The 23269-nt window shown below is 71.7% G+C and carries 19 protein-coding genes and 1 pseudogene; 12 read left to right on the top strand and 8 right to left on the bottom strand.

What is annotated here, in order from left to right:
* Window positions 1-47: 47 nt before the first annotated feature.
* From BM290_RS17120 to BM290_RS17130, 3 genes and pseudogenes are all read right to left on the bottom strand, one after another.
* Window positions 48-476: pseudogene (locus tag BM290_RS17120) on the bottom strand (dihydrofolate reductase family protein); the annotation flags it as partial.
* A gap of 133 nt (window positions 477-609) precedes the next feature.
* A complete protein-coding gene (locus tag BM290_RS17125) occupies window positions 610-912 on the bottom strand; it encodes an SRPBCC domain-containing protein (RefSeq protein ID WP_093615116.1) in 303 nt (100 codons plus the stop codon).
* Complete coding sequence (locus BM290_RS17130) at window positions 909-1244, bottom strand: ArsR/SmtB family transcription factor (protein WP_093615736.1); 336 nt, start codon at window positions 1242-1244, stop codon at window positions 909-911. The genes BM290_RS17125 and BM290_RS17130 overlap by 4 nt, the downstream gene beginning before the upstream one ends.
* 91 nt (window positions 1245-1335) lie before the next feature.
* On the opposite strand from BM290_RS17130, the gene BM290_RS17135 reads away from it, so the two are divergent.
* The 3 genes from BM290_RS17135 to BM290_RS17145 all read left to right on the top strand — a co-directional run bounded on the left by BM290_RS17135 (window position 1336) and on the right by BM290_RS17145 (window position 5362).
* Entirely contained in the window at window positions 1336-2232 is an 897-nt protein-coding gene (locus BM290_RS17135; RefSeq protein ID WP_239143446.1) for a hypothetical protein, read from the top strand.
* A gap of 116 nt (window positions 2233-2348) precedes the next feature.
* Complete coding sequence (locus tag BM290_RS17140; RefSeq protein ID WP_093615118.1) at window positions 2349-3611, top strand: KAP family P-loop NTPase fold protein; 1263 nt, start codon at window positions 2349-2351, stop codon at window positions 3609-3611.
* Between the two features lie 137 nt (window positions 3612-3748).
* Window positions 3749-5362 (top strand): Hsp70 family protein, encoded by a 1614-nt coding sequence (locus BM290_RS17145; protein ID WP_143133790.1) that lies wholly within the window; start codon window positions 3749-3751, stop codon window positions 5360-5362.
* A 10-nt stretch (window positions 5363-5372) separates the two neighbouring features.
* On the opposite strand, the gene BM290_RS17150 is transcribed toward BM290_RS17145, so the two are convergent.
* Complete coding sequence (locus tag BM290_RS17150; RefSeq protein WP_093615122.1) at window positions 5373-9404, bottom strand: hypothetical protein; 4032 nt, start codon at window positions 9402-9404, stop codon at window positions 5373-5375.
* Window positions 9395-10483: a metallophosphoesterase family protein gene (locus BM290_RS17155; protein ID WP_093615124.1), complete on the bottom strand. Its 1089-nt coding sequence runs from the start codon at window positions 10481-10483 to the stop codon at window positions 9395-9397. The genes BM290_RS17150 and BM290_RS17155 overlap by 10 nt, the downstream gene beginning before the upstream one ends.
* Before the next feature lie 154 nt (window positions 10484-10637).
* Between BM290_RS17155 and BM290_RS17160 the strand changes: the two genes are divergently transcribed.
* The gene (locus BM290_RS17160; RefSeq protein ID WP_203779207.1) at window positions 10638-11666 is read left to right on the top strand and encodes a TolB family protein; all 1029 of its coding nucleotides are present in this window, start codon (window positions 10638-10640) and stop codon (window positions 11664-11666) included.
* Window positions 11667-11670: 4 nt separating this feature from the next.
* Here BM290_RS17160 and BM290_RS17165 read toward each other — a convergent pair whose 3' ends face one another.
* Together BM290_RS17165 and BM290_RS17170 are read right to left on the bottom strand one after the other, a co-directional pair.
* Window positions 11671-12423, bottom strand: coding sequence for a hypothetical protein (locus tag BM290_RS17165; protein WP_143133791.1), 753 nt, complete (start codon window positions 12421-12423; stop codon window positions 11671-11673).
* An 89-nt stretch (window positions 12424-12512) separates the two neighbouring features.
* Window positions 12513-14771 (bottom strand): right-handed parallel beta-helix repeat-containing protein, encoded by a 2259-nt coding sequence (locus BM290_RS17170; RefSeq protein WP_143133792.1) that lies wholly within the window; start codon window positions 14769-14771, stop codon window positions 12513-12515.
* A gap of 304 nt (window positions 14772-15075) precedes the next feature.
* On the opposite strand from BM290_RS17170, the gene BM290_RS17175 reads away from it, so the two are divergent.
* Together BM290_RS17175 and BM290_RS17180 are read left to right on the top strand one after the other, a co-directional pair.
* Window positions 15076-16077 (top strand): carbon-nitrogen hydrolase family protein, encoded by a 1002-nt coding sequence (locus BM290_RS17175; RefSeq protein ID WP_093615130.1) that lies wholly within the window; start codon window positions 15076-15078, stop codon window positions 16075-16077.
* Between the two features lie 63 nt (window positions 16078-16140).
* Complete coding sequence (locus BM290_RS17180; RefSeq protein WP_093615132.1) at window positions 16141-17163, top strand: hypothetical protein; 1023 nt, start codon at window positions 16141-16143, stop codon at window positions 17161-17163.
* Between the two features lie 73 nt (window positions 17164-17236).
* On the opposite strand, the gene BM290_RS48350 is transcribed toward BM290_RS17180, so the two are convergent.
* Window positions 17237-17392, bottom strand: a complete 156-nt coding sequence (locus BM290_RS48350; protein ID WP_093615134.1) for a hypothetical protein — start codon at window positions 17390-17392, stop codon at window positions 17237-17239.
* A gap of 104 nt (window positions 17393-17496) precedes the next feature.
* Here BM290_RS48350 and BM290_RS17190 point away from each other — a divergent pair, with 104 nt between their 5' ends.
* From BM290_RS17190 to BM290_RS17210, 6 genes are all read left to right on the top strand, one after another.
* Complete coding sequence (locus BM290_RS17190; protein ID WP_143133793.1) at window positions 17497-18786, top strand: hypothetical protein; 1290 nt, start codon at window positions 17497-17499, stop codon at window positions 18784-18786.
* Between the two features lie 45 nt (window positions 18787-18831).
* Window positions 18832-19929, top strand: a complete 1098-nt coding sequence (locus tag BM290_RS17195; RefSeq protein ID WP_093615138.1) for a hypothetical protein — start codon at window positions 18832-18834, stop codon at window positions 19927-19929.
* Entirely contained in the window at window positions 19926-20738 is an 813-nt protein-coding gene (locus BM290_RS47310; RefSeq protein WP_143133794.1) for a hypothetical protein, read from the top strand. Before BM290_RS17195 ends, BM290_RS47310 begins: the two co-directional genes overlap by 4 nt.
* On the top strand, window positions 20735-21268 hold the full coding sequence (locus BM290_RS17200) for a hypothetical protein (protein WP_093615140.1): 534 nt from the start codon (window positions 20735-20737) through the stop codon (window positions 21266-21268). Before BM290_RS47310 ends, BM290_RS17200 begins: the two co-directional genes overlap by 4 nt.
* Before the next feature lie 85 nt (window positions 21269-21353).
* Window positions 21354-22265 (top strand): hypothetical protein, encoded by a 912-nt coding sequence (locus BM290_RS17205; RefSeq protein WP_093615142.1) that lies wholly within the window; start codon window positions 21354-21356, stop codon window positions 22263-22265.
* Window positions 22266-22315: 50 nt separating this feature from the next.
* Entirely contained in the window at window positions 22316-23125 is an 810-nt protein-coding gene (locus tag BM290_RS17210; protein WP_239143447.1) for an SAM-dependent methyltransferase, read from the top strand.
* The last annotated feature ends 144 nt before the right edge of the window (window positions 23126-23269 follow it).

Below are 23269 nucleotides of genomic sequence, written 5' to 3' on the forward strand. Positions count from 1 at the left end.
GCCCGCCCCCCGTCCGCAGTCACACGACAGCGGGGCAGCCTAGCGGGTCACGCCCGGATCCGTGGGCGCACCGCGTAGGTCAGGTGCGTGACGCGCTCGGACGGCTCGGAGCGGATCTGCTCCAGCTCGACCCGTGAGGTGTCGATGCCCTCGAAGAGGCGGGTGCCGGCGCCGAGGAGCACCGGCGACAGCGCGAGGGTGAACTCGTCGACGAGGCCCGCGTTCAGGTACTGCAGGATCGTCTCGCCGCCGCCCGCGATGCGCACGTCACGGTCACCGGCGGCCGCGCGGGCCTGGTCGAGCGCCGACTCGATGCCGTCGGTGACGAAGTGGAAGGTCGTGCCGCCCGGCCGCTCCCACGGGTCGCGCCGGTGGTGCGTGACGACGTGGACCGGGGTGTGGAACGGCGCGTTCTCCGGCCACGACTGCTCGCCGAGGTCGAACATCCGCCGGCCCATGACGCTCGCGCCGGTCCGCACTGCGCCATCCACCGCCGTACCTCCGGATGGTCTTGATTGTCCTTGGCGAAGATGTTGTCGACCGGCGCCGGGACGGGCGCGACATAACCGTCCAGTGAGATCGACACGCTGAAGAAGACCTTGCCGCGCGTCACAGCAGACTCCCGGTGACGTAGGCCGCCAGGTGTTCGAGGGTCTGCCGCCCGCCCTCGATCGCGTGGTATTTCTCGACCGCCCGGTCACGCTGCTCCCGGGTGGGGAAGACGGTGCGCATCTCGAGGCGGGTCGCGGCGCCCTCACCGAACTGGAAGGACTGCGTGGTGGTGCTGAAACCCTCCGGCCCCCACCATCGCGACAGGTGCCGGACCTCGGTGAACGCCGTGAACACCAGCTCTCGTGGTGCGTCGATGAGCCGGGAGATCACGATCTCCCGGTCGTGCTGTGCGCCTGTCACTCCGCCTCCTGTTTGAGGTCCTGCACGTATGCGTCCAGCCGGTCGAAGCTGCCGGCCCAGAACCGTTCGAATCCGCCGAGCCACTCGTGGACCGGCCGGAGGCCGCGGGCGTCCAGCCCGTACCACCGCTGCTTTCCGGCCTCGCGGACCCGGACCAGACCGACCTCCCGCAGCACCCGCAGGTGTTTGGAGGCCCGCGGCTGGCTCATGCCCAGCTCGCGGGCCAGGTCGGTGACCGGCCACTCCCCCGCCCGCAGCAGCGCCAGGATGTCCCGGCGCTGCGGCTCGGCGATTGCGTTGAACGCGTCCGACGTCGTCGCTGCTCGTGCCACGGCGGCCATCATATTCCCATAACGGCATGCGTCAAGGACGGAATCGGCGAATCGGCGACGCGACCGCCGGGTCATCACCCAGTCTGGTGCCGTGCCGGTGCCCGACAGCGACGACGACGGCCCGGGCGGCTGGGCCGGATTCCGGATCGGCGCCGCCCTCGGCATCGCCCTGCTCGCCGGATTCGTCGGTGGCCGGTTCACCGCGCCCGCCCCGTCGCCGCCGGCCGCCGGGACCGCGCCGACGCCGGACTCGGTCTTCTACGTGCCCAGCGCGCCGGCCCACCAGCACGGCGCAGCCGGCACCGGGGCCGGGGAGACGGCCGGTCTCGCACGCACCGCGGCCGGACTGACCCTCGCCACCGACACGACCGCCTTCCGGCCCGGCCGCGCCGGCTCGTTCCGGTTCCGGATCGTCGCCGCCGGCGGCGCCCCGATCACCACCTACACGATGGCGCACGAGCGGCTCCTGCACCTGATCGTGATCCGCCGCGACCTGACCGGCTTCCAGCACCTGCACCCCACGATGGCCCCGGACGGCACGTGGAGCGTCGGCCTGACCCTGCCGGAGCCGGGCAGTTACCGGGCGATCGCCGATTTCACCGCGGTCGTCGGCGGCAATCCGCTGCCGGTCGCCGTGGGCGTCGACCTGACGGTCGCCGGCGATCAGGCCCCGCTCCCCCTCCCGGCGCCGGCAACGCGGGTGGAGATCGACGATCTGACGGTACGGCTGGACGGCGCCACGGTACGGGTCACCACCGCCGACGGCGCTCCGGCAACCCTCGAACCGTACCTGGGCGCGGCCGGTCACCTGGTGTCGTTCCGCGAGGGCGACGTGGCGTACCAGCACACCCACGCCGAACCGGACTCCCCGGCCGGCGCCGCCGTCTTCGCCTTCACCCCGCCGGGTCCCGGCCGCTACCGCCTGTTCGCCGAGTTCCAGATCGCCGGCCGGGTCCACGTGGCCGCCTTCACCGTCGCCCTGCGCTGATACTCCACCGATCGGGTGCATTCTTGAACCGATAATGCGAGAAATATTCGGTTCCCACGAACATTCTCCGACCGGCAGCAGTATCGTCAGGCATCCGCACGCCTCCGGAGCGCCTCATGCATACCATCGCTGATCCGCCGCTGCTTTTGACCGACAATCCGGTGACCGGCCGGAGAGACGACCAATTCGGGTTCAGTACGCACGGCCGGGTACTCTGCGACGCCGTTCAGGCTGCCGTCCACCTGCCGCTGACCGTCGGTGTCTTCGGCCCTTGGGGAACAGGCAAGTCCAGCTTTCTGAACATTTGCCGCGACATGCTGGAGCAGCGCGGCATCCCCACGATCGCCTTCAACCCGTGGAAGTACGACGACAAAGAGGCCATCTGGCACGCGCTGATCCAGACGATTCTCACCGAGGTCGCCGGCGAGCCGGACGGCCGGCGCCACGATCTCGCCGCCAAGGCCCGCCGCCTGAGCAGCACCGCCACCTGGTTGCTGCTACGGCACGCTGCCGGGCCTCTGACCGCGGGCCTTGTCGACGGCGACGACCTGACGAACGTCCGCGACGCCTGGCAGAGCCGGGGCGTCGAGAACTACCGGCACATCAATCACTTCGAGACGGACTTCGCCGAGGTGGTGCAGACCTTCCTCGGTGACCGTGGTCGTCTCGTCGTGTTCGTCGACGACCTGGACCGGTGCCATGGCGACACCGCCATCGCGGTCCTCGACGCCCTCAAACTCTTTCTCGGCGAGGCCTCCTGCGTTTTTGTCCTCGCCATGGATTTCGACGTGATTTCGGCGGCGGCCGCGAAACGCGTCGACGGCGACCAGGCTCGCGGCCGTCAATATCTCGAAAAGCTGATCCATTTTCCGTATCACCTGCCGGAAGTGCGGTTCGAGGCAGTGTTCCGGCAACTGCAGGATTCCGTGGTGACCGAACTCAGCGGCGACCCCGCTCTGTGGCAACTCGCCGAGAGCGCGTTCGGCGACAATCCGCGGCGGATCCGGCGGTTCGTGTCAGCGCTCAATCTCACCGCGGCGACCCTGCGGCTCCATTCACAACCCAGCCGGGACCGGCTGATGCAGGTCGCGATCCTGCTGGCGTTGCGGATGCGTTTCCCCGACTTCTTCCGGCGGCTGCAGGCGAACCCGGCGGTGTGGGTACGGCTCGACGAGGCCGCCCGTACCCAGAACAACGCCGGGCTGCGCCAGGACGAGGTGGAACTGGCCACGGCCGAGCCCGCCCTGTCCGACCTGCTGCTCACCATCACGCCTGGCGAACGCAGCGGATGCTCGTTTCCGGCCATTCCGACGAAGGCACAGATCGAGGTTGTCACCCAGGTGTTGACGGTGACCGGCGGATCGGGAGACCAGCCATGACGACTGAGCTCGGTCATGTGATCGGACTTGACATCGGCGACGGTGAGAGTTGCCTGGCCTGGGCGCCGGCCGACCGCTCCGAACCGATGCAGATCTATACGCGGCCACGCTCTCGCGAACGCAGCATCGTGACGGCCATGGTTCGGTCACCAACCGGCACCGGCCGGCGGCTCATCGGGGACGAGGCCGTCACCAGCCACGGGGCGACCCATTTCGGCGTCAATTTCAAGACCGTGCCGGACGTGCAGTCGCCGCATGCCCCGGATGCCGTCCTGTTCGCACAGGCCTTGCTCACCGAGTTCCAGGAGCAGCATCCGGATGTGGTACGCGACGGTGTGGTGTTCGTCGGGCACCCGGCGGGCTGGCCGGCCGAGGTCGTCGACGCGTACGGCCGTCACCTCAACCGGCTGGAAGTGCCGGTGCACCTGATGCCGGAATCGCAGTCGGCCCTCCTGCACGTCCGCGACCGTGGCCGTGACCAGCGGCAACTCGAACGGGTCCTGATCGTCGACATCGGCTCCTCCACCACCGACTTCACCATCGTCGAGGACCTCTCCCCACGGAACCTTCCGGTCGGCGCCGCCCTCGGCTGCAGACAGATCGACGAGCAACTCGCCGAACTGGTCCGGGCCGCTCTGCCCCACGACACCGCGCTGGCCGAGGCGCTGGCCTGCGACGGTGGACCGGACTTCCTCCTGCTGGCCTGCCGATGGGCCAAAGAGGCTCAGTTCTCCGGCATTCCGCGCCGGATCATGGATCTGCGTGAGTCGTGCGAGGAACGATTCCGGCCGATCGTCGCCAGCGCATGGACGTGGCTGCTCAATCTGGAGATCGCGCAGACGGTGGCAGCGCCCGGTGGGTGGGGTGACCACTTCCGTGCCGTGCTCATCGAGGTCGCCGACCAGCTCGGCGAACTCCCGCACCTGCTGGTGCTCACCGGTGGCGGATCGCGCATGCCACTCGCCGACCGTCTGTGCCGTGAGGTCTTCTCCACCTCGATCGTCGAGCACGACGACGAGCCGGCGTTCGCGGTCGCCCGCGGGCTGGTGAGCAACGGTCAGCACCGGGCCGGGGTGCGTCGCTTCCGGCGTGAGGTCACCGAGCTGATCGAGGATCCGGCGACTAGAGAGCTGGTCCGGGCCGAGGCGGTGCAGGCCCTCAGCACCTTGAAGGACAAGGTCGCCGGGCAGATGTTGGAGGCGCACAGCTCAGCCGCCGCTCTCACCAGCCACATCAAATTCGGGATGTACGAGGCGACACGTGCCCTTGCCGATGCGCTCGCCTACTACCTGTCGATGCGCGTGGAGAGGATCTGCCGGCGCCACGGAATCCCCGCCGACCGTGTACGGCTGGACCTGATACTGCCGGATCTGTTCTCCGACCGCCTGGACCTGATCGTCGATCGCGTCGACCGAGCCGAGCGTCTCACCGAGCACAGCGCACCGGGGCTGCTGACCCCGTTCGGCGTTCCGCAGGACGCGATGAGCCAGGCCTTCAGCTCGGCCATGGAACGAGCCAGGAGCAGGTTCGCCCCATCCCTGGACCCGCAGCTGGCGAGCCTCGCGATCGGCGCGCTCACCAGCAGCTCCGGCCTGGCCGCCGACCGCCTCGCGCGAAGGTGGATCCAGCGGCTGGTCCGTCTCGGCGAGTACACCCCGGACGAACTCGACCGGATCACCGCCACGGTGATGGCGGCAGTCATCGAGCAGACCGAGGACCGGGCTCGCGACCTCGAGCGCTGGCTGGTCTGACCGTCGACCGTCAGTCCACCACGTAGGCGGTGGGGTAACCGAGAACCGGGCCCTCGCCGAACGACGTCAGGGTGCGGGCGCCCCAGCAGGTCACCGCGCCGTCGGTGCGGGCCGCGCACGTCGTCGTGCCGTTGGTGGCCAGGTGGGCGACCAGCAGGATGCCCTCGCGGTCGTAGAGCACCTGCGCCAGCGGCTCGCCGGCGCGCAGCAGGCCGTTGCCGGTCTGGCCGCCGCCGCCCGCGCCGAAGCACCAGCCCTGCGGGTTGGGGCTCTTCACGCAGGTCAGGTCACCGGCGACGGCCAGGCGGGACGCCTTCACGTCCTCGACCAGGGTGGGCGAGGTACGGCCCTTCAGGTCACCGAGGCCGAGCTGGCCGGACTCGTTGGCGCCGAAGCACCACAGCGCACGGCTCGGCAGCAGCGCCACGGCGCACGTGTGGGCGCGGCCGACGCCGAGGGCGATCACCCCGTACAGGCCGGGCACCCGCCGGGCGACCGCGGCGCCGTCGCCGGCGCTGCCGAGCTGGCCGTCGGTGTTGGCGCCGAAGCACCACATGCCGCCGGAGGTGGGGGTGGTCTCGACGTACCGCTCGGTGGCGCAGACGTGCCCGGGGCCGACCGTGACCTGGGAGATCCCGGCGAGCGGCTGGCCGGTGTCGTCGACGACCTGCACCGGCTCCGGGTGGGGGGCCTTCTCGGTCAGGCCGGCGCCGAGCAGGTCGGCACGGCCGAAGCACCACAGGGTGCCGTTGGCCCGCCGTACGCAGGTCAGCTGGTCGCCGACGGAGATCTCGCTGGCGCCCTTGATCGGCACCAGGGCGGGGGTGACGGTACGGGCCGCCGGCTGACCGGCCTGCCCGACGTCGTTGGCGCCCCAGCAGTAGACCTCGTTGGCCTCGGACAGCACACACGTGGTGGCGGCGCCGACGGCGACCGTGCGGGCCTTGACGCCCTCGGGCAGCGGCACCCGCGCCGGGTGCGGGACCGGGATCCCGGCCACGCCGCCGGCGGCGCCCCACCGGTTGTCGCCCCAGCACCACACCTCGGTGCCGCGGACGACACAGCCGGCGTCGGCGCCGAGGGCGATGCGGGTGGTGCCGCCCAGACCGGCGATCGGCTGGCTGGGCCGCGACGAGCGGCTGTCGGCGCCGGTGCCGAGCTGTCCGGAGCCGTTGGCGCCGAAGCACCACAGGGAGGCGTCGCGGGTCAGGGCGCACGTGGTGGCGCCGGTTCCGCCGGCCGCGGACACGGCCATGGCGGTGTCCAGGTTGAGGACGGTCATCGGGACGGCCCAGTCCAGGCCGGCGCCGTCGCCGAGCTGCCCGGAACGGCCGGCGCCGAAGCACCGGGCCTGCCCGGAGAGCAGGGTCACGCAGGTGTAGTGGTTGCCGGCGCTGACCGCGGTGGCGGCGGGCACGGTGACCGCGGCGGGGCCGCCGGTCGCGGCGACGGTACGGCCCAGCTGGCCGACGTCGTTGCCGCCGAAGCAGGACACCGCGATGCCGGTGAGCACACAGGTGTGGTCGGCGCCGGCGGACACCGCCGACGCACCGGTCACCCCGGCGACCCGGACCGGCGTGTGCGTGGTGGACGGCGTGCCGGAGCGCTGGCCGTGGTCGTCGGCGCCCCAGCAGGCGATCGAGCCGCCGGTGAGCAGCGCGCAGGCGTGGCCGCCGCCGACCGTGACGGCGGTGGCGGTGCCACCGTCGGGCAGTGTGACCTTGACCGGGACGGTGCTGGAGGCGGGGCCGCCGAGCTGGCCGCGGGAGCCGTCGCCGAGGCACCAGACCGCGCCACCGGCGGCGACGGCGCAGGCGGCGCCGCCGTCGGTGTCCACGGCGGTGACCCCGGACACGCCGGGGACCACGACCGGACGGGTGGTCTGCTCCGGTTTGCCGAGCACCGCTCCCCAGCACCACAGCACCCCGCGGCCGGTGACCGCGCAGGCCTGGCGGGTGCCCGCCGCGACCTGGGTGACCCCGGTGGGCCCGGTCACCGTGACCGGCGCGGCGGCCGAGTTGACAGTGGACAGGTCGCCGAGCTGGCGGCTCTCGTTGGCGCCCCAGCAGCGGGCGGTCCCGTTGACGTGCACGGCGCAGGTGAACGCGCTGCCGACCGACACGGACTGCCACGGCGCGCGGGGCGCCGCCACGGCGACCACGGACAGCGGCGAGACGGTGCCGTCGTCGTACACGCTCTGCACCTGGTAGCGGTAGGTCCGGCCGTCGGTGAGCTGGCGGTCGGTGCTGGCCGGCAGGGCGGTCCGGGCGATCTCGACGCCGTCGCGCAGCACCCGCCACTCAGCTACCGTACGGCCCTGCGCGGGGGTGAAGGTCAGTTGCGCGGCCTCGTGCAGCCCGGTCGCGGTGACCGTGGGGACGTCCTCGGCCGGCGGGGTGGGCCGGGCGGTGACGGTGGCCGTGGGCGCCGACTCGACACCACGCGCGTCCAGGGCGGTGACCCGGTACTCGTAGGTGGTGTCGTTGTCGAGGGCGCCGTCACGAGCCGGGGAGGCGGCCACCTCGGCGACCCGGGCGCCGTCGCGGTAGACCCGGTAGCGTGCCGCGGCGGGCAGCGGCATGTCCCAGGTCAGCGTCACCTCGGTGTTGCCCGCGACGGCGCGCAGGCCGGTCGGCGCGTTCGGCGGGATGGCCCGCGGGGTGGCCGCGACGGCGGTGGACGGCGGTGACCACTGCTGGTCGGCGCCGACGGCCACCAGCGCGTACCGGTAGGTGATGTCGTTGATCGCCGACGTGTCGACGAAGCCGGTGCCGGTGAGGACGCCGCCGAGGGCGTTGCCGTCCCGCAGCAGCACCCAGCGGCCGGTGCCGCCGCCGGTCCAGGACAGGGTGACCTTGCTGTCGCCGGCGACGACGGCGGGCGCGGCCGGGGCGCCCGGGGCGGGGCCGGGGACGGCCGAGACCGTGGCCGAACGCGGCCCGGCGGACTTGTTGGCGTTGTACGCGACCATCTGGTACTGGTACGTCTTCTTGTTGACCAGCCCGGTGTCGGTGTAGGTGAGCGCGGTTCCGGGGATCTCGGTGACCTTGGTGTTGTTGCGGTAGACCTCGTAGGCGGCGACCGGGTCGTCCGGCTCCGGCCAGCTCAGCAGGACCGCGCCGTCGCGGGGCTGTGCGGTGACCGGGCCGGGTGTGGCCGGGATCGCGAGCGGGGTGGCGACCTTGATCGGTGAGGGCCCGGACAGCTGCCCGGAGACCACGACACGGACCTGGTACTTGTAGGTGACGGTGTTGGTGAGGTTGACGTCGGCCGCGGTGACCGCCGGAGCGGCGACGGTGGAGAGCATCTCGCCGTTGCGGTAGACGTGGTAACGCTGGGCGCCGGCGACCGGGTTCCAGCTCAGGTCCACCCGGGCCGCTCCGCCGGTGGCGGTGAGCCCGAACGGGGAGCGCTGCTCCTCCTCGCTGGGGATGGCGGTGACCTGCACCGACTTGCCGGCGCTGCCGTTCTTGTTCAGCGCTTCGAGGCTGATCAGGTACGACTTGTCGTTGGTGAGCCCGCCGATGGTCAGCACCTGGTCGGCGACCTTGGCGGTGCCCCGGACGGCGCCGTCCACCCGGGCGCGGACCGTAGCGGCGATGGTGTTGTTCGGTTTCTGCCAGGTCAGCGCGACCTGCCCGTTCTGGTTGCGGACCGCGACGCCGTTGAGGGCGGGCGGCGGCGCCTGCGGGGTGACCGTCTTGGTGGCGCTCTTGGCCGAGCGGCGGCCCTTGGCGTCGACGCTGCGCAGCGCGTACTTGTAGGTGACGCCGTTGCGGACCGTGTGGGTGGTCCACCTGCTGCCGGTGACCTGCTTGGCGAAGACGGTCCCGTTGCGGATGACGTCGACACTCACCGCCCCGGACGCCCGGGTCCAGGTGAGGGTGACGGTCCCGTCGCCGGCGACCGCGGTGAGCTTGGTCGGCGCGGCGATGCCGGAGCCGGCCGCCATCGCCTCGGCGGTCACCCCGAAGACAGCGAGAAGGATCAGGACGACGAGGTACGCCGTGGGCCGCCGATAGCCGGCGCGGATCAGTGACATGTCCCGGTCCCCGCGTCGTGGAAGTCGATCGGGGCGGGCTGGGCCTGGACGAACTCCCAGGAGTACCCGCCTTCGGCCAGGCGCATGAACAGCATCCCGAACAGCGCGACGGACGTGTCGGCGTACTTCGCCGCGATCCGCCCGGCCAGGTCGGGACGTTCGTGCTCGTCGGCGACGTCGTAGTTGTTGGCGCCACCGGTGCCGACGATGAACTGCCGCATGCCCTCGTTCTCGGGGACCACCACGGGCGGGGCCATCGACGTGCCGTTCACCGTGTCGGCCCGGCCGATCGGCACGAACCGCTGATAGTTGTGGTCGTGGCTGACCAGCACCACGTCGACGCCGCCGTCGAGCAGCGCGTTCCACACCGGGGTGAGCGGCGCGTAGTCACCGTGGTGGCCGGCCGACCACAGCGGGTGGTGCCAGTAGGCGAGCGTGCACCGGTTCGGGTGGGCTTCCATGTCCGACTTCAGCCAGTTCATCATCTTGCTGCCGGGACCGCAGGGGGTGAGCGGGCCGCAAAGGTTCGAGTTGATCGCGATCATGTGCCAGCTGCCGATGTCGTAGCTGTACGCGCCCGGCACGCCGTAGGAGTTCTCCTGCTCGGCCTGCTTGCCGAAGTAGCCGTAGTAGCCGCCGCCCTCGGAGGTCTGGTACTCGTGGTTGCCCGGCACCGGACGGCTGATCGCCTTGTACGGGCCGAAGAACTGGTCGTACACGTTGGTGAACTCCTCGGCCCGGCCCTTCTCGTACTGCAGGTCGCCCAGCGGCAGGAACGCGGCCAGGCGCTGACCGGCGAGCAGGGCGGCGACGCTGTTCTCCCGGCAGCCGGCCGGGCTGCCCTCACCACCGCGGTAGACCAGGTTGGTGGGCGCGCAGGCGATGTCGCCGACAGCGGCGATCAGCTCCCCGTCGGCGTCCGCGGCGACCTGCGGCACGGCGGTCCGGGTCGGGCCGGTCTTGGCGCTGTCGTCACCGCCCAGCGCGGCGTAGCCCGCGGTCGGCAGCAGCACGGCGGCCAGCATCCCGGCGATCAGCCCGGTTTGGCGCCGGCGGCGCCGGCTCAGTGAGAAACCCACCCCAGCACGATCGCCGGTCCCGGTGGCCGTCCGGTCGCGGGCACGGGTGCGAACCGGTTGCCGCCCGCCCGCTCCGGCCCGGCAACCCGGAGGCGACCCGGGGCACACCGGCGGCGCGGGAGAGTCGGGATTCCAGACGACCGGGGGGTTGACGATGACGATCGGTACGGGCCGGGTCCGCCTGCTGGCTTTCGTGGTGTTCACCGCGGTCGCCCTGACCGGGTCGATCGCCTACGTCGCCGACGCGTACGCCGATCGGACCGCCGCCACCCGGAACACCGCCGACACCGCGGCCGACCTGACGACGATCGCCGCCGAGCCGCACGTGGTGTTCCGCAACACCGCGGCCGGCCCGGACGAGGGGCACGTGGCGCTGACGCCGCTGCGAGCGCCGGGCGGGGCACGGGCGATCACCCCGGCGAGCTGCGACCGGGTGTACGCGACACGCGTGCGCGCCGTCTGCCTGGCCGCCCGGTCCACCGCGGTCAGCCGCACCTACCAGGTACACCTGCTCACCCCCGCCTGGACCGCCGAACGTGAGCTGGACAGCTTCCCCGGCCTGTCCAGCCGCACCCGGATGGCCCGCGACTCGGCACGCGTGGCGACCACCGCGTTCATCTACGGCGACTCGTACAACTCGCCGGGCCGGTTCTCCACCCGGACCACGATCAGCGACGTGGCCGGCGGTGGCCGGGCCGCCCTGGAGGACTTCGAGTTCCGTGTCGGCGGCCGGGTGAACCGGCGCGCCGACCGCAACTTCTGGGGCGTCACGTTCGCCCCGGACGGCGACACGTTCTACGCCACCGGCGCGTCCGAGGGGCGCACGTGGCTGGTCCGGGGCAGCGTGTCGGCGCGTACCCTGACCGCCCTGCACCCGGACGTCGAGTGCCCGTCGCTGTCACCGGACGGCACTCGCGTCGCCTACAAACGGCACGGCGACCTGCCCGACGGGCAGTGGCGGCTGGCCGTGCTAGACCTGGCGACCGGGCACGAGACCCTGCTGGCCGAGACCCGCAGCGTCGACGACCAGGCGGAGTGGCTCGACGACGACCGTGTCCTCTACGGGCTGCGTACCGGCAAGGTCGGCGCGCAGCGTTCGGACGTGTGGGTGGCCGACGCGGACGGCGGCGGGTCGCCCGAGGTGTTCATCGAGAACGCCTGGTCGCCCGCCGTCGTCCGGTGAGCCGTCAGCTGGGGACGGCGTTGAGCTTGATCCTGCCGTCCTGGCGGGTGCAGGTGCCCCAGCCGTTGGCGGTGCTGACCTTCACGTAGTAGGCCCGCTTGGGGTCGAGACCGGTGAAGATCTTGGAGAACTTGGCGTTGGTCCAGCCGGTCTGGGTGGCGCTGACGGTGGTGATGACCTTCTTGTCGATGATCCGGACCAGCTGCAGGTTGAGGGTCACGCCGATGGTCGGGGCCTTGAGGTTGTCCTGGGTGGCGCCGCCGGTCGGGCCGCCGAGGTAGCCCTTCCACTGCGGCGAGGACATCTCGAAGGTGGCCCGGGTCCGGTCGGCGGCCCGGTAGGCGCGGGCCTTGGTGACGATGGTCGGCGCCAGCGTCTTCTCGGTGACCGTCACCGACGCGCCCTGGCCGAGGCTGTCCTCGGCGCGGACCGTGATCCGGTAGGTGGCGCACTTGTCGGCGGTGGCCACGGTCAGCTTGTACCGGCCGTTGACCTGGGCCTGCGTCGCCGGCACCAGGTAGTTGGTGATCGTGCTGCCGTCGGTGACCTTGACCCGGTACCGGGTGGCGTGGGTGGCCGGTTTCCAGTAGACGTCGGTCTGTGACGCGTTGACGGTGGAACGGATCTGCTGCACACCCATCGGCGTGCTGGGCACCTCGGCGACGCTGACGGGCGCCGCCGAGGCCGCCTGCGGCACGGCGAGAAGACCGCCGGCGACGGCGAGGCCCAGCATTGCGGTGTGACGCCAAAACTTCATGATCGAAAACCCCGTTTGCTTGGTGCGTGGTGACTCGTCAAATCTGACGGCCGAAGCTCAAGTCCTGATCAAGCGGCGTTCTTGTTACGTCATGGCTTCACCGCCCGGGCCGCCGCGACCGCGCCGAGGTCACCGTTCGGCTGGTAGGCGACGACGTGGTACGCCGCCCCGGCCACCGTGGCCGGGTCGGTCCAGCCCTGGGTCCGCACACCGGCCACCAGGCCGATGCGGTCCACCAGGTGCACGTCGCCCCTGGCGGTGTCGTCGACCGAGACGTACACCTTGGCGTAGGCCGCCCCGGGCGGCGCGACACCGGTGTACGCGCTGGTGATCCAGAGGCCGGCGGTCTCCACCGAGCCGATGTTCGCGGTGGTCGTCCGGGTGATCCGGACCTTGCGGCTGTCGTAGAACTCGATGCCGGTCCGGGCCCGCTGCCCCCGCCCGGCCGAGGCCTGGTAGGACGCGACCGCCGTGTAGTCGCGGCCCGCGACGACCGGGACCAGCCGGCCGGCGGCGGCGACGGTCCCGTCGGCAGTGGCGGTCAGGGACAGCGTCTCGCCCTGCCGGCCGACGGTCACGGCGGTGACCGGCGTGTACGACCCGAGGTCGCCGGCGGGCAGCAGGTTGCCGGGGATCGCGCCGCCGGTGCGCAGGTCGACGATCATCCGGCCGTCACGGAACACCCGGTAACCGGCGATCGGCAGGCCGCCCTGCGGTTCGCTCTCCGCCCAGGTGAGGGTGCCGGCGGTCAGGACCGGGTCGCCGGGCGCGGACGCGACCGAGGCGCCGCGGACGGCGTGGCCGATCACGCCGGTGACGGTGTTCACCGATCCGTTCGCGCTGCTCAGCACGGTGCCGCGGACCGTGGTCGGCGCGTTGCGGCCACCCAGCTGGACCCCGAACCAGGTCGTCGGGCGGCGGTGCTTGTCGTCGACGCGGTCGGTGATCGTGTTGCCGTAGACCCGGTCGCCGGCGCCGATGCCGATCGCGATGCCGCTGGTGTCGAACGTTCCGGCGCCGGTGTTGTACTCGTACGCCCCACCGGCCCCCGCGTTCTCGACGAGGTTGCCGGTGACCGTGTCCGCCGACGTCTTCTGCCGGTCCGCCTGTCCGATGATCATCACACCGGACTGGGCCGGCCGCACGATCGTGTTGCCGTGCACCAGGTTGCCGCCGCCGGCACGCATCACGTGGTCCTGGCCGGTGTAGTCGCCGTAGCTGATGGTGACGCCCGCGTCGAACGAGTCGACGATCCGGTTGGCGGTGACCGTCGAGGCCCGCGGGTTGGTGATGTCCCGGTTGTTGCCGACGTGCTCGTAGCCGCTGTTGGACTGCAGCACGATGTGCGCGCCGTAGAGCAGGTTCGCGGTGATGGTGGCCTCCGGCACGCCCTCCAGATAGAAGGTGCCGTAGTCGGCGACGTCCCGGGCGTCCGCGACGGCCCGGTCGGTGAAGACGGTGTTGTTGCGGATCATCGGGCGCACCGCGTTGGTGAAGTCGATGCCGTTGCCGCGGATGGTCCGGTCGAACTGGTTGTACTCGACGACCACGTTCTCGTTGCGGCCACCGCCGATGTTGTCCTCGTCGCCGGACTCCGCACCACCCCAGTTGTCGAACCGGTTGTCGACGATGCGGACGTCCTTGGCGTCGTACACCCAGATCTTGAAGTATTCGACGTTGGTGATCCGAACCTGCCGCACCGTCCAGCCGTCGCCGACCGCCACGCCCCCGCCCATGTTGGTGGTGGCGCCGCGCAGCCCGCGGAAGTCGCAGTCCTGACCGGGCCGGGCCGGCATCGTCGCCGGCGCCGGCGCGCCGGCCCCGGCCCGGCAGTCGCCGTTGACGGTGAGGTCGGCGACCAGCTGGGTGCTGCCCGGCGTCTTGACGTCGTTGTGCCGGATGATGCTGCTGTACTGCCAGTTCGCGGTGGTCGTGGGGTCCATCCGCAGCACGGTCGCGGTGATCCCGGCGCCGCGCAGGCTGACGTACGGCGGCAGCCGCAGACCCTTGCTGAGCAGCCACTCCCCGGCCGGCAGGAACACCGTCACCGGCACCGGGCCGGACCGCACGACCCCGTCCGCGCTCAGGCCGGTACGCGCCCGGGCCACCTCGATCAGGTCGGTGAGCCGGGTGTGGTTGACCCGGCTGTCGGCGACCGGGGCGGGCGCGGTGAGACAGTTCGGGTCGGCGGAGCACCCGGCCGCCGTCAGCGCGGCCGGGCTCACCGTCGAGGCCAGCGAGTAGGTCAGGGGATAGCCGCCGGGAGGCGGGTCGTCACCCGAGATCGCCGGTGCGGCCAGCATCGGAACAGACAGCAGTGACAGCACCGGCACGGCCAAAACGGACATCCTGGACAACACCATGGCCGTACAGTCGGCAGCCGACCTCCAGATCTGCTCAAACTCGACGCAAATTCCGGTCAGGTCCCGTAGGGCCGTTCGCCGTGGTCCGGACCGCCGGGTGCTGGCGACCTTGCCCGTGCCGCTGATAACGTCGATGGCGGCGTGGCCCACGCCCAACCTCCTCGACCGTCCCCGACGCGCGGTCTCCTACGGAGGCAAAGGGATTCTGATCTCGGGTCGTCGTCGCTGTTCGCTGGTTCCGGACGTCTTGATCGCGCGGGGGTCGACGCACGGGACAGCGGAGGGTCCGATGACAGCAAACCGGAGTTTCAAGCGCCGGGTGCGCGCCCGCGCCGCCAAGACCGGCGAGTCCTACACCGCTGCGCTGCGGCACCTCCGCACGGCTCCGCGAGGAGAATCGATGCCGGAGAACACCACCATGCGACTGTCGGCCGCCCAGCTCACCGTCCAGCCGGATCCCGGCGACACCGCGGCGCTGCACGACAGCGGCCGCCGCATCCGCGCCCTCATGCGTCAGGCCCACCAGGCCGGGGCACGGCTGCTGCACCTGCCCGAGGGGGCACTGGCCTGCCCCGACAAGCGGATCATGTCGGCCACCGGGCCGGACCACATCGGCCCGGCCGACTGGGACCGCGCCGACTGGCCGACGCTCACCGAGGAGTTGCGGGCGATCAGCGGTCTCGCCGCCGAACTCCGGCTGTGGACCGTCCTGGGCTCGCTGCACCCGCTGACGCCACCGCACCGCCCGCACCTGAGCCTCTACGTCATCCGGGATGACGGCGCCGTGGTCACCCGCTACGACGAGCGGATGCTGTCGAACACCAAGGTCAGCCACCTGTACACGCCGGGGTCGGCGCCGGTGGTGTTCACCGTCGACGGCGTCCGGTTCGGCTGCGCGATGGGCATGGAGGCGATGTTCCCAGAGATCTTCCTGGAGTACGAACGCCTCGACGTCGACTGCGTGCTGTTCTCCACCCACGGCCCGGGAACCCCGGTCAACAACGGCCCGTTCGCACTGCAGGCACAGGCGCTGGCCGCCGCCAACAGCTACCCGGTCAGCTATGCCGGCACCGCCCAGGACGCCCCGAACGCGCCGTCCGGCATCATCAGCCCGTACGGCGACTGGCTGACCCGCTGCCCACCCGAGCCGGCGTCGGCGATCGCCACCGCCGACCTGGACCTGGTCACCGACAACCCGGCCCGCCCGTGGCGCCGGGTGGCCCGCAGCGGCCTGTACGCCCGTTACCAGGCCCCCGACGACCCGCGAAGCCTCGACCGGGCCCACCTCTGACACACCGACGGCCGGCCGGCGCACGCCGGCCGGCCCGCACGGCACCCTGTCTATGCTTCCGGCGTGCTCTCCACGATTCCCGGCCCGCAGCGGCTCGACCGTGTCCGTGACCTGCTGGAAACCGGTGCCGACGACGTCCTGGCGACGGAGCTGATCGCGCTCGGCGCGGCGAACGAGGACTCGTGGCGGTACGACGACGCCATGGTGCTGCGCCATCTGGAAGCCCTCCCGGCCCGCCGCCGGCACACCCTGATCCTCGCCATCGGCGACCGCGCGACCGCACCGGCGGCGGTGTGCGAACTGCAGCGGGTGATCGCCCGCAACCTCACCCCGGACGAGATGCCCTGGCCGGTCGCCCGGCACCTGATCGACGCGGCGTGCGCCCAGATCACCGGCCTCGGCCCCGACCTGGACGTGCTGGCGGCCGTCGCCGAGCGGGAGACCGGCACGGTGCCGCCCGGATTGATCGCTGTCATGCGGCGTACGGCGCACTACGGCCATCCGCCGGCACTGCTGCGGCCGTGGATAGCGAAGGCCGACGGCCTGCTCAACGCCGGTGAGCCGTGGGCGGAGGCCGCCGACGCCGACCCGGGGGCGCGTCCGATGCTCGTGCACGCGCTGCGCGTGACCGGCTCACGTCCGCTGGTGCGGTGGAGCCGCGAGGCTCGCGCCCTCGACCTGCCCGCCGGATGGCGTCAGCGGGTCCACGACTGGTTCGCGCTGGTTCCCCTGCCCCGAACGATCGGTCTCTGCCGATTCGACTACTTCGACGCCGACGAGCTGATCGACTCCTACAACGCGTCGGCGCTGCGCGGGCTGCTGTTCCTGCTCGCCGTCACCGACCCCGTGCCGGCAGACGCGGCGGCGGTCGGCGCCCTCGCCGAGTACGCGGCCGTGAAGGTACGCGGCCAGGGCTCCCGTGACACCGTCGTGGCGAACGCCGCGATCCTCACCCTGGAACTGCTCGGCACGCAGCAGTCGCTCGACGAGCTGGAGCGGCTCCGGGCGGCACGCCTGCCGGCGGGGATGATCGCCCGGGTGATCAAGGCCGCGGCCCGCTGCCGGGCGGTCCTGAGTCACGTCTGACGGTCCGCGACCACGCGAAAGGGCGCCCACCCGATGGTGGGGCGCCCTTTTCAGCGTCGTTCGTCAGCCGAGGCTAGAACCAGACTTTTCGACCACCGACCGGCCGGCCGACGGCTCCGAGGATCCACAGCACGGCACCGATGATCAGGAGAATGATGCCGATCGTGTACAGGATGGACACCTTCAGGAGGATGCCCAGCAGCAAGAGGATGAGTCCAAAAACCAGCATGACCTGCTCCGTTTCACCGGCGGGCGTCTCCCGCCGACCGCCTTGTACCCGACTCGTCAGAAAACTAATCCGGTCGCCGGGCCACACGGGCGGGAGGAGAACGGGTGACCATTGCTGACCGGGGCACTGTGGACTACGAACTCGAGATGTGGGCTCGCACGGTTCTGATCGGATCGTCCGAGCCGCGGCCCTACGACAAGGTCAGGGCGTATCGGATTCTGGCTCGGGTCAACCCGCACGCCTACCAGGCTCACCTGGTGAAGGCGCTGCTTGAACTCAGCTACCGGGATGGCCGGCGCTCCTCGGCCCCGGGCCGGCTGACGTTGCTGGAGGAGACGGCGACCGCCGTCCGTGCCGTGCCGGCCGGCGAGCAGCGGCGCGGTGAGCTGGTCGTCCATGCCCTCGGCGCCTACCAGCGTGACCTGTACGCGTTGGGCCGGCGCGCCGAGGGACTCGCCGTTCGTGCGGAGATGGCCACGGCGAGCCGTCTCGCGCTCGCCGCCGGCGAACGCGGCTGGGTCGAATGGGGATTACGGGCCTGGGCGCACGGCCTGGCCGAGGAGGGCCGGCACGACGAAGCGGCGGCCGTCCTCACCGAACTCCTCGACATCACCTTGCCGGAGGACAGCTGGGGCACGACCGTCTGGGACCGGCTGGCCCTGATCGCCGCACTCGAGGCGGCCGGCCGGACCGGCGAAGCGATCACCGGGCTGAGCACACTCCTCGACGAGGACCGCGTCAAGATGGCCACCGATCGGACGTCGCTGAGCGGTGTCTTCCACACGCTGATCTGGCATGCTCGACTTCTCGACCGGGCGGGCCGCCGCGACGACGCCGTCGCTGCCCGCCATGAGGCGCTCGGCCTGCTCCGGCGGCTGGCCACCACCGGCGAGCCCAAGAACTGGAGCGGAGGCCAGTACTCCTCCGCCGGCGTGCTCCTGGCCGTTCAGGCCCGTGACGCCGAGCCGCACACCGCCGGCCGGCCGCGTCCCGCCCTCGGTTTGGACCCCACCGACTGGTCGCCCGATCTGCGGGAGCGCTACTTCGACGAGTCCGGGCTCACCCGGTGCGGCGCACCCGCCGTCGACCGTCCCGGCACGCTGCTCGATCGTGCCCGCCGGGCGCCGGACCTGGCTGAGCGGGCCGCGCTGCGCCGCCGCGTGGCGATCCGCACCGGGGTGTACGGGCTGTGGCACCACGGCCACCGATTCCTCGAACCGGCCCTGCCCGCCTTCCACGACAGCGTCGACGCGGCCCGGCAACTGCACACCCACGCTCCCGGCGGCCGGCCGGCGCTGGTGCACGCGCTGACCGACCGCACCATGATCCTCACCGCGGGCCGCCGCCACACCGAAGCCCTCGACGACTACCAGGAGGCCCTGTCCCTCGCCTGACCGGCGTGGCGGCACGACGTCCGACAGGGCCCCTATGATCCGTGGGTGTCCGATCTTGACGTACGGTTCGCCCGGCTCGCCGACGAGCGGGACTCCCGCCGGTCCTCGGCGCGCGCGCTCGTCGGACGATGGGACTGGTACACGTGGCCGGGCCTTGATCCTCGCCCGCTGCATTTCGAGCGTGACCTGCTCGCGCCCGGCCGCCGACTGGATACCCGGCCGCCGGCGGATCAGGGTGTGCTGCGCATCGGGTTCGACGCCGACGGCCGGCCGGTGGTGATCGAGGAGTACAGCGGGTTCCTGCACGGCCGCCTCCACTACGAGACCTTCCTGCGGTACGACGGCGACCTGGCCGAGGCCGCGCACTACGACCCCGACCGGCCGATCTACCTGCACGAGTACCACTTCGAGGGCGGGCTGATGCGGTCGGCCGAGATGGTGGCGCGCGGCGGGTCCGGACGGGAGACCTACACGTACGCCGACGGGCGGATCAGCCGCGTCGCGATCGAGGACGACAGGCGCTCACGGTCGGTGCTGACGGCCGAGCACGACGACGCGGGGCTGTTCCGGCTCGTCGAGACCGCGGGCGGCCGGTCCGAGGTGCGCTACGAGCGGCCGCCGACCGGATTCGACCTCGGCGCGGCCTGCCGGGACATCGAGGACACGCTGGTACGGCTGATCCCGGCCGCGGCGGCGGGGCTGGCGGCCGACGGGCCCGTCGACTGTATCGCCCTGTCCTACCATCTGCCGGCCGAGCTGTCCGTCGAGATCTGCGCGGCCACCGCGGAGGAACGTGCCGCGTTGCGTTCGATCGACGCGCCGGCCGCGTGGGCGCCGGCGGACTTCACGGCCGTCGCCGAGGTGGCCGCCGACGACACGGCGGCGCTGCGGCTGGTGCGGCAGGAACTCACGCTGCTCGACACGCGTGACCATGACGTGGCGGCCGGGTCCGAGGCCGGCCGGCGGCTGCTGTGCGCGGTGGCGGCCCGCCTCAACGATCACGATTGGCCCGGCACGCTGCCGGTCACCGACGACTTCCTGGTGTACGCCGTGGACCTCGAACTGGCGGACCTGCACCGGAACCTGACCGACTGCCTCACGCCGGATCAACTGGCCCGGGCACGTGAGCGGGGTCTGCTGTGAGCGGGTCGGGGCTCACCGAGGCCCGGATCCGCCGGGAACTCGACGACGCCTGGTCGCGGACGGTGCTGGTGCAGGTCGTCGCGGGCGGTGAGAACGGTGGCCCGATCGACGATCGTGAGCTGCTGGCCGAGATCGACGAGCCCGGCGCCGTCGGCGAGGTACGGGCGCTGACGACGACGGGACGGTTCAGCGGGGACATCTGCCGCTGCCACGGCGGCCCGACCATCGTGCTGCGCGACGGCGAGGGGGAGGTGGTTCTCCACGCGGGCATTCACGGTTTCGGGTCGATCAGCTGGGATCGGTCCCGGTTCCGCAACGACCTCGACGTGAGCGATCCGACGGCTCTGCATCTGTTGCTGGCGCGGCACGGCGTACCCCATCAACTGGCTCTGTTCTGGGCCCCGCTCACCGCTCACCTGAAGTCGCGTAGGGCGGGCAAGGCCGACCCTGCCGCGCAGCCCGTGCTGGCGGAGTTCAGCGGGCGGCGGGCCGGGGACGTCCCGGCCGACCGGATCGAGGATGCCCGGCAGCGGCTGGCGGCGGCGATCCCGGCACCCGCCGATCGGGCGGCGGCGCTGCTGTCGTGGCTGGGCGGGCTGCCGGCGCCCGGGGAGGCGCTACTGGGCGGTGGGGCGGTGGCGCGCGCCCTGCTGGCCGACTTCTCCCCCGCCGACCTCGTCGCTGCCGTCACCGGCGCAGACTCGGCGCACGCCGTGATGGGCGTGATCAACCTGGCCATGCACGGCGACGACGACCCGGCCCTCGCCGCAGCGGTGGCCCCGATCCTTCGCCGTCTGCTGCGCCGATGAGGGACGTCTGGCCGGCCGCGCTGGCCGCGGCGTTCTCGGCGCTGCGGGGCCGGAGCATCGAGGCGTGGCAGGGCGTGGAGATGTCGGTCCGGGGCGGCGACGAGGGCGTGCCCGAGTACGCCACCGAGCCCTGCCTGCAGCTGTTCCTGCTGGAGATGGTGTGCGCGTCCGGTCCGGCCGTGACCATCGGCACCTGTCAGGATGACCTCGGCTTCGGGCTGAGGGCGGAGCCGGGCACGATCCGCGCGGGCGACGACTGGGGCCGCGGGTTCCGGCGCCGCACCCTGACCGAACTGCCCACCGGCCTGGTGCAGGACGTGGAGGTCTACCGCGACGGCGATGTTCTCGCCGAGGTGCGGATCCGGTTCGCGGAGCGGGAGCTGCTTCTCATGGCCGGCGAGTCGGACGAGGGCTGGGCGGGTGAGCTCACCTGGCGGCGGCTCGACGAGTCGGTGCTGGTCTTCACCGATCCGGGCGAAGCCGAGCGGGTGTCGTGGATGCCGAGCCGTGGACCGCTGCACCGGATGTGACGAACCGCCGGCGCAAGAACATCACCAAGCGGCCGGACGGCCGTTAGCCAGGGCAAGTTACCGGCCCGGCGGAAGGGGCGACCCGATGACGGTCGCGAAAGCGAACCACCTCACGGCGCGGCGTCTGCTGCTGGAGCACCTCGACCGGCATCCCGGCCGTACCGTGCATGATGATCTTGATCCGCTGGAGGCCGGGATCGTCGGGGACGCAACACATGCGGGCGGCGGAGACTCCTACCACCTGGGCCGGGACGATCTGCGGGCCGGCCGGGACCGGTATTCGGTCGACGAGTCGCGCCGGGACCGCGACGGGCTCGACGAGCACGCGTCGGCGCTGGACATCGGCTACTTCAAGGTCCGCACCCCGCGCGGCGCCTTCGACCTGTACGACTTCAACGCCTGGCTGGTCCCGCTGTGCCGGGCCGACGACCCGGACACCCGTGACCTGCGAGAAGTGATCTACAGCCCGGACGGCGAGACGGTCCGGCGCTGGGACCGGCTGGGCCGGCGCACCACCGGCGACGACAGCCACCGGACGCACACGCACCTGTCCGAGCACCGCGACGCCGACGGCCACCGCATGGTCCGCCTGGTCACGCGGTGGCTGACACACATCGGGCTGATCCCTGAGGAGGGCACCATGACGAAGACCGAGTTCCTGACGATGCTCAAGGACAAGGACGTACGGGCCGCTCTGGCGGGCGCCATGTTGCAGACCGACGGCTTGATCCCGGCGCCGCCCGGCAACCGCAGCAGGGACGGCAGCGTCAACACCCACTGGTCGCTGGCGTCGTACGCCCAGTGGACGTACCGCCATCTGCTCGACGCCCGTGCCGCGATCGTCACCCTCGCCACCAGGGACGGCGTGGACGAGGTGGCGCTGGCGCGGGCGCTGGCCCCGATGCTGGTCGCCGCGCTGCCCGACGACCGGGACGACCTGACCCCGGCTGAGCTGCAGCAGGCCATCGTGGGAGCGCTCCGGGAACTCGCCGCCTGATCGACACCGGTACCATCCTGAGGCATCAATGGGATGGGAAGGACGAAGTGGTGACGGACAGTGCAGCCGAGGCGAGACCACCATCTATCGACTCGAGCCGGCCGCATCCCGCCCGCCGCTACAACTACTGGCTCGGCGGCAAGGACCACTTCGCCGCGGATCGGGAGTCGGGTGACCAGATCGCCGCGGTGATGCCGTCGATCCGGACCGCCGCGCTGGCGAACCGGGCCTTCCTCGGCCGTGCCGCCCGGCACATCGCGTTGCAGGGGGTTCGACAGTTCCTGGACATCGGCACCGGCATCCCGGCGCCCGGCAACACCCACGAGATCGTCCAGGCCGTCGACCCGAGGGCCCGGATCGTGTATGTCGACAACGACCCGCTCGTGCTGACACATGCGCGGGCGCTGATGTCCGGGACGCCGGGCACGATCACGTACCTCGACGCCGACCTGCGGGATCCGGCCGCGATCCTGGATCACAAGGACCTGCACGCGCTGCTGGACCTGACCGAGCCGGTCGGGTTGCTGCTGGTCGCGGTGCTGCATTTCGTCCGCGACGACGAGGATCCCGACGGTGTCGTGGCGACGCTGCTCGACCGGCTGCCGGCCGGCAGCTGGGTCGCCGCCAGCCACGCCACCTGGGAGCACACGCCCGCCGAGGTCGTCGCCGAGCTGCAGAAATCCAACCGCGACGGCCGGTTCGTCCCGCGCGACGGCGACCGGTTCCGGGCCCTGTTCGACTCCCGGGTGCAGATCGCCGAGCCGGGCGTGGTGTCGGTGGCCGACTGGCACAACGACGACCCGGGCCGCGCGCCGGCCGCCGACGTGATGTGCAACGCGCTGGTCGGCCGCAAACGCTAGGAGGCGACGCTCGGAACCAGGAATCCGGTTCACACAGTGACTTCCGAGACTACGGTGGCTGGACGGATCTCTGAAGAGAACGTCGTCCGATTCCTTGAACACTCGAGCCGATACGTCCTGGAAGCACGGATCGATACCATGCTT

Source organism: Actinoplanes philippinensis, assembly GCF_900113015.1.
GTDB classification, from domain to species: Bacteria; Actinomycetota; Actinomycetes; order Mycobacteriales; family Micromonosporaceae; genus Actinoplanes; species Actinoplanes philippinensis.